Source organism: Akkermansia sp. GGCC_0220 (assembly GCF_017566105.1).
Taxonomy (GTDB): Bacteria; Verrucomicrobiota; Verrucomicrobiia; order Verrucomicrobiales; family Akkermansiaceae; genus Akkermansia; species Akkermansia massiliensis.
In genome coordinates this window covers 122,671-128,876 of the sequence record NZ_JABFCI010000008.1, presented here as the reverse complement: position 1 = coordinate 128,876, position 6,206 = coordinate 122,671, and the positions used below count along the sequence as shown (strand labels likewise).

Here is a 6,206-nt window from a genome sequence, read left to right as displayed (position 1 = left end):
CCACGTCCATGCCCACGGTGCCGCCCCAGGTGGTGAGCTGGTAGCCGCTTTCATCCCCCCTGGTGTCCAGCTTGGCATAGGAGCCCGTGCCCTGCATCCACATGTGGAAGTAGGGGAGGTCCGCATTGACGTAGGCGGGGTTCACGCCCATCTGGTTGGTGCGGTTGCGTATCCAGTTCATCTGGTCGCGCAGGGCGTCCCGCTGGGCGATGCCCAGGCTGGTGACCGTGCTGCCCGCGGCGGCGGCCAGGGAACGCCTGGCGGCGGAGGGATTGTTAACCATGTCGTCATTGAGGGCGGCCAGGAAGTCCGTAACGGCCTGGTCCACGGAACCGTGCCTGGCGGCTTCCCAAATCAGATTGGCGCCCGCCATGGAGTTGGCCGTGTCAGCGACGCCGGCATAAATATTGTCCGTTTGTTCCTCCGCTTTCAGAACGACCTTGTCCCCTTCCTGCACCAGATGGGCATTCTTGTAATAGGTGAGGAAAAGACCGCCTACCGTCAGCGTATTTTCTCCCAGGTCAATCGTTCCGGCTCCGGTGAGCTCCATCAGCGTGAGTTCCATCGGATTGCCCGATTTCCAGGTGATGTTGACGCCCGGAATTGACGTGACGTGGAAGGCGGCTCCGTTTTCAATGACAATGTCTCCGGAAGCCTTGATGAAGCTGGCGGTCATGTCGGCATCGGTATTCAGGGTGAAGGTGGTGGTGGAACCGCTGCCGAAGGTGGCGTTTTCCACGCTCAGGGTGGTGTTGACCGCCGTCAGGGCGTTGTCGCTGGCCTGGATGGCCAGCTTGCCGTTGTTCACCAGATTACCGTAGCTGAGATGGGCGCCGTCTACATCCGCCTTGCCCTGGAGAACCAGGTTTCCTCCGCTGACCGTCAGATCGGTATCCGCGCCGGAGCTGCGCAGGACTTGGGTGCCTGCGCCGGAAACATCCAGTGTTCCGGCCCCCAGCGTTCCATCATACGTATGCGTTTGGCCGGAAGCCGCCTGAATATGCAGGGTCTGCCCGTTCAGCTCCAGGTCTCCGGCGCCGTTCAGGCCACCGGCAGAGCCGTCCGCCGCCAGGCTCAGGGAGCCGTCCAGGTCCAGCACCACGCCGGAAAGCGCGCTGTCCGCCGCCAGTCCCAGGGAAGCGCCTTCCGCAATGTTCAGCGTTCCCGTTCCGCCGATTTCCGTGCGGGAAAGGCCATCGGTAGCTCCCGTCAGCGTCAATGTTCCGGAAGAACCGATATCCAGCTTTCCGCCGTTGGCGCCGGACGCCAGCGTCTGGGCCGTCGTGTGGCCTCCCACGCCGATCACCGCAAGGGAGCCCGCGTCCGTGGAATCAAGGCGCAGGGCTTCCACATTGGCCGTGCCGTTAAGCTGAAGCGTTCCCTGTTCCGCAATGATGTCTCCGGCCAGCGTCACATTCCCGGACAGGGTGAGCTTGTTGGCTCCCGTCTTGACCAGGTCCGTATTGGCCGCGGCACCGTCCAGGCCGCTGATGTTCCCGGCAAAGACGGTGTCCACTCCCGTTCCTTCATGGAAAAGGTTGTTCTGCAATTCGATGCTGCCCTTGTTGTCCGCCGTGTTGGTGACAATGAGGTTGCCCGTTCCCGTCTGGCCCGGATTGGTTCCCGGCGCGGTCAGGTTCTTGATCACCATGGAGCCGTCCGACTGGACGTAAAGGTCCTGGTCCACGATCACGGCCTGGTAGAAGTTGAGGGACTGGTTCGTAACCGGATTGTCCGCACTGCCCGTGCCGTCCACGGAGGAGACGTAAACCAGGTCCGTATCACCGGAGAGGACGATGCTGCCCCCGTTGACGTCTACAATGCCGAAGCCCAGCGCGGCAAAAAGCGGATTGGCCGCAATGTGGCCCTTGAGCGTTTCAAGGTCCTGCGCAAAGCCGCCGTTCGTCAGCAGGATTTCCAGATTGCCGCCCGCCGTTTTCATGGCATCCATGACGCTGGTGAGGTCCAGGGTGAGGGTGGAGCCGTCTCCAAAGGAGATGCTGCCCAGGTTGTCCCCCGCGCCTTCAAACTGAATCAGGGAGTCCGTCCCCGTGAAGGGGTCTCCGGAAATGTTCCCCGCACCTACCGCAAGGCTGCTGCCCGTGCCGGCCACGGTCCAGGTGGAACCCTGCTTGAGCCCGGTGAGCTGCGTCCCGGCAGTGGCGGTGACGACCGTTCCCAGCCCGGCGGCATCCAGGCCGCCCAGGGCGATATTGCCGGAACCGGCAACCGCATTGACATGGACCTTGTTCGCAGCCGTTCCCGCATAGTTCCCGGCGTTCGCCAGCGAACCGGATTGAATGAGGATGTTGGTAGTGGCCGCCGCGTCGGAAAGGTCCAGCGTACCCTTGGCCAGCGTGAGCGTTCCCGTCAGGCCGTTGGCGCGGTCTCCCACCGCAAAGGTGCCCGTGGTGTTGACGGTGAGGCTCCCCGCTCCGGTGACAGTTCCGGCCCAGGCGGCGTTATCCCCGGTCCCGTCGCCCAGCTGGACGGAGGAGTTCCGGGCAATCTTCAATTCCCCTGTGGACGTGTTCGCCCCGGTAAGAACCAGTTTGTCGCCGCCCTGGACGTCCAGAGCCGCCGTATCAATCACATTGCCGGTATAAAGCAGGTCACTGCCCGTGCCTGTGTAGTTGACGCGGTAGGTTCCGGCCCCTCCCATAGAAACGGCCTTGATGAATTCGCCCGTTCCCAGCGTGGCGGCCGCACCGCCGTTGCCAAAGGCAAGAACCACATTCCCCTGCCCGGAGTGCATGGTTCCCACAAAACCGGTGAGGTTTCCGGTGAAGATGGTGGTCAGCGTCGGGTTGCCTGCAGCCGTCGTTCCCAGGTTGGCCCCGGCGTCACTCGTCAAGTCGCCCCCGAACGTCACGGTCTGGTTGGAATTGCCGTTCAGCCAGCTTCCCGCCGCCCTCACATGAATGTCGGCATTGACGGAATTGGTGGAATCACTGACAAAAAAGCCGCGTCCGTCCAGCTCCAGGCTGGCGCTGCCAAAGGCGGCCGCATTCGCAAAGGCCACTTCATTCCACGCGGCGTTGGTGCCGTTGCCCACCAGCTTGAACGTGCCCGTAAAACCGCTGTTGTCTCCGCTGATGGAATAACGGCCTCCTCCGGGGAATCCTCCTCCCTCCTTGTGCCCCAGCACCAGGGAACCGGCCCCGGAAATGCGGCCGGACAGCGTATCCGTCATGGTGCTGGCATGGGCGCGGTTGTCCCTGATTTGAAGAGTGGCATCCTGCGCGATGGAGATGTTTCCGCTCCAGGTCCGGGTGGCGCTGTTGGCCCCGATATCATAGAAAAGCGTGCCGCCGCTGACGGTGATGGCGCCGGTGAAGGCGCCTCCCAGGGTCGTGTTAACGGTCAGCAGGCCGTCCCCGAGCTTGACGATGTCCTTGTTCCCCAGTTCCTGGGTATAGGTGGCCCACGCAATATTATTGCCGTTCGTATTCACCTGGATGGCCCTGGTACTGGCGGCGGCGTCAATGAGGCCGGAAATATCCTGCGTGGCCCCCGTGCCGTACGTGAAAATGCCACCTGCAAAAATGAGCTTGTTGGTCGCTACCAGCCCCAGCGTTCCTTCCGTCGTTCCCGCCGTGTTCAGCACCAGTTCCCCTCCGTTCAGCGTCACCGTGCCGGTGCCCAGGCCCTGGACGGCATTCAGGTTGAGGGTGCCGGCCATGATGGTCGTGCCGCCGGAGAACGTATTGGTCCCGGTATTTTCAATGGTCATCTCCCCTTCCCCCCGTTTAACGAGGGACATCGGATTCGCGCCGTCTACAAGGGCTCCCGTGCCCGTGAACGTATAGGCCGTTTCCCCATTGTTGACCGTAAGGCGGGCGGAGGAAACATCCCCGTCAATAGTGACGGCGGAGAGGGCCACGCCTGCCAGGTCTTCAAAGTTGGCGGATTTGGCGGCATCATAAACGACCGCCGTCCCATCCTTGTCCAGCCAGATGGCTGCGCCTCCCGCTGCCGTCCACGTACCCGCGGCTCCTCCGTTCCAGTTGAGGGCTTCACCCAGCGCCTTGACGCGCAGGTAAAGGGTGTTTCCGGACAGTTCCAGGGCATAAGTGTAATCGCCGGAAAGACCGCTGGGATCAAAGGAAAAGTTGCTGGCCGTCAGCGTGCCGAAGCTGTCTGCCGTAATCAGCTTGTAGTCGTTTTCCATCGTCTGGTCCACCCCGCTGATCGTCAGGGTCAGCGTACCTTCCGAATTGAAGGAAAGCGTGCCGCCGGACTGGATGATGGAAGCGCTGGAGGAATTCAGCCCCGTCAGGTCCAGCGTCAGGCCGGAAGCCGGGGAAAGAGCCATATCACCCGCAGAGGTAAGACGGGCCCCGGCTCCCATCGTGATGGAATTGCCGAAGGCCACTCCGCCGGCGAGCCCGAAGCTGAGTTCTCCCCCGGAAACCGTCAGGGCGTTCGCAAACCCGGCGGAGGAACTGAGCGTAAGCTTGCCCGTGCCGCTCTTGGTGAAGGCGCTCCGCCCATCCAGAACCGTGGCATTGGCAATGATTGCATCCGTGCCCGCTCCGGCGGATATCTCGTCAAACCCGGTAACGGTCGCGTTGGCGAACATGTCCGCTTTCGTCACGCCGTTCAGGTTCAGCACGCTTTTGGTGACCACATCCCCGCGCCCCTGGCCGGAAAGAGTTGTCGTCCCGGTGAAGACGGCGTCATTACCCGTAATGGTCACGTTGGCCAGCGCCGTGGTCAGGGAAGTGCCGTTGACCTTCTGGCCGCCCGCATAAATGGCGGCATTGTTGAACGTGCCTCCGCTGATGGAAAGGTTGGCTTCCCCGATCGTCAATGCGGAACTGGTGTTGTTGCGTTCCACATACGTGCCCAGGGATATTTGCGCTCCGTCAAATGTACCCCCTGTAATCGTGATATTGGTGGAACCAATATTTCCGGTAAGGGCAGCCGTAGCGGTTCCATTAATGTAGGAACCGCCCCAGATCTGGCCTGTATACGTCCCGGACTTGAAGGTCAGGTTGGTGGAACCTGTGATATTGAACGTGCTTTCCCCGGTTTCCACCCAGCTTCCCCCCGCAATCATGGCCGCTACCGTGCCACTGCCCAGGTCCAGCGTCATATTGGTATCAGTAAGGCTCCAGGCTGACGTGCTTAAACGGGCGCCCGCAAAAATTTTCTTGGTTCCGTCTCCGGAAAAAGTAGCTCCCGTGATAGTCGTCGTCACTCCCTGCGCAAACAAACTTTGCGCAAAGGATCCTCCCGTGATTTCCATGGAAGCGGACGAATTGGCTGCAATATTTGCTGCGGAACCTGCTGCGGTCGCATCGGACAAGCCATACACATTCGCATTATACTGGCCTCCCGCAATTCTCAATTTGGCCGTATACGCATTCGTTCCGTCTCCCAACTGGACGAGGCCTCTTCCCAGAAGGGCCACGGAGCCGTTAAAAGTCCCTCCGTCCAGATTCAGGGCAACGTTCCCGAGAATGGTTGATTTTTGACCCGCACCACGTGTCGTTCCGGCCGTTACCAGTTGCGCGAAGGTTCCGCCGTCAATGGTGAATGTGACGTCTCCCGTATGGCGGAAGGATTCCTGCCCCAGCCCTATGCACCACCTGGCGTCAGGCGAGCTAACCGAAGTTCCGGCCCATTCCCCCCCATGGATATTGACAATGTATGTCCCTGTCGTCTGGAACGCATCCGTCTTGTTGCCATCCCCCACCAGGCAGAATCCATTGATCGTCCCTGCATTCTGGTCCACATTGAGCGTGATGTCGGCAGCCACGATCCGGTCCTGATTGCTCCACCCCATCAATTGAGGATTTGTATTCAGCAGGGACGTTCCCGCCCCGATATTGATTACAAAGGAATTGGTCCCTCCCAAGGTGACGCCTCCGGCGGTACCCGCAACATTCCATAACTGCAGCTTCGTATAAATTCCTCCTTCCAGATTGAGAACCCGGTTATAGCCGTCTTCATAGGTCCCGCTTTCCGTAATATCCGTCAAATAGATGTCACCGGGGGAATCCGCCTGAGTCACTGGATCCCCCGCCGGCGGCGTAATCGTATACTGGTCGTCGGCAAAGGATATCGTCGTTTCTCCGTTGCCCGTCAACGTATAGGCAGCCCATGACGGAGAAATGAAACAGGCCAGAAGAGCGGACAGGAGAGGGAGGGGCAAATGCGGACGCATAATTTTGTAACGTGTTGATAATTAATAATAAATT

The 6,206-nt window shown here is 60.4% G+C and carries 1 protein-coding gene; it reads right to left on the bottom strand.

Translation table 11 applies throughout. The annotated features are described in order from the left end of the window. Nucleotides 1–6,172: autotransporter-associated beta strand repeat-containing protein (locus HJW02_RS07770; protein ID WP_208050623.1), on the bottom strand; the 6,172-nt coding region annotated here is incomplete at its 3' end. Nucleotides 6,173–6,206 lie beyond the last annotated feature (34 nt).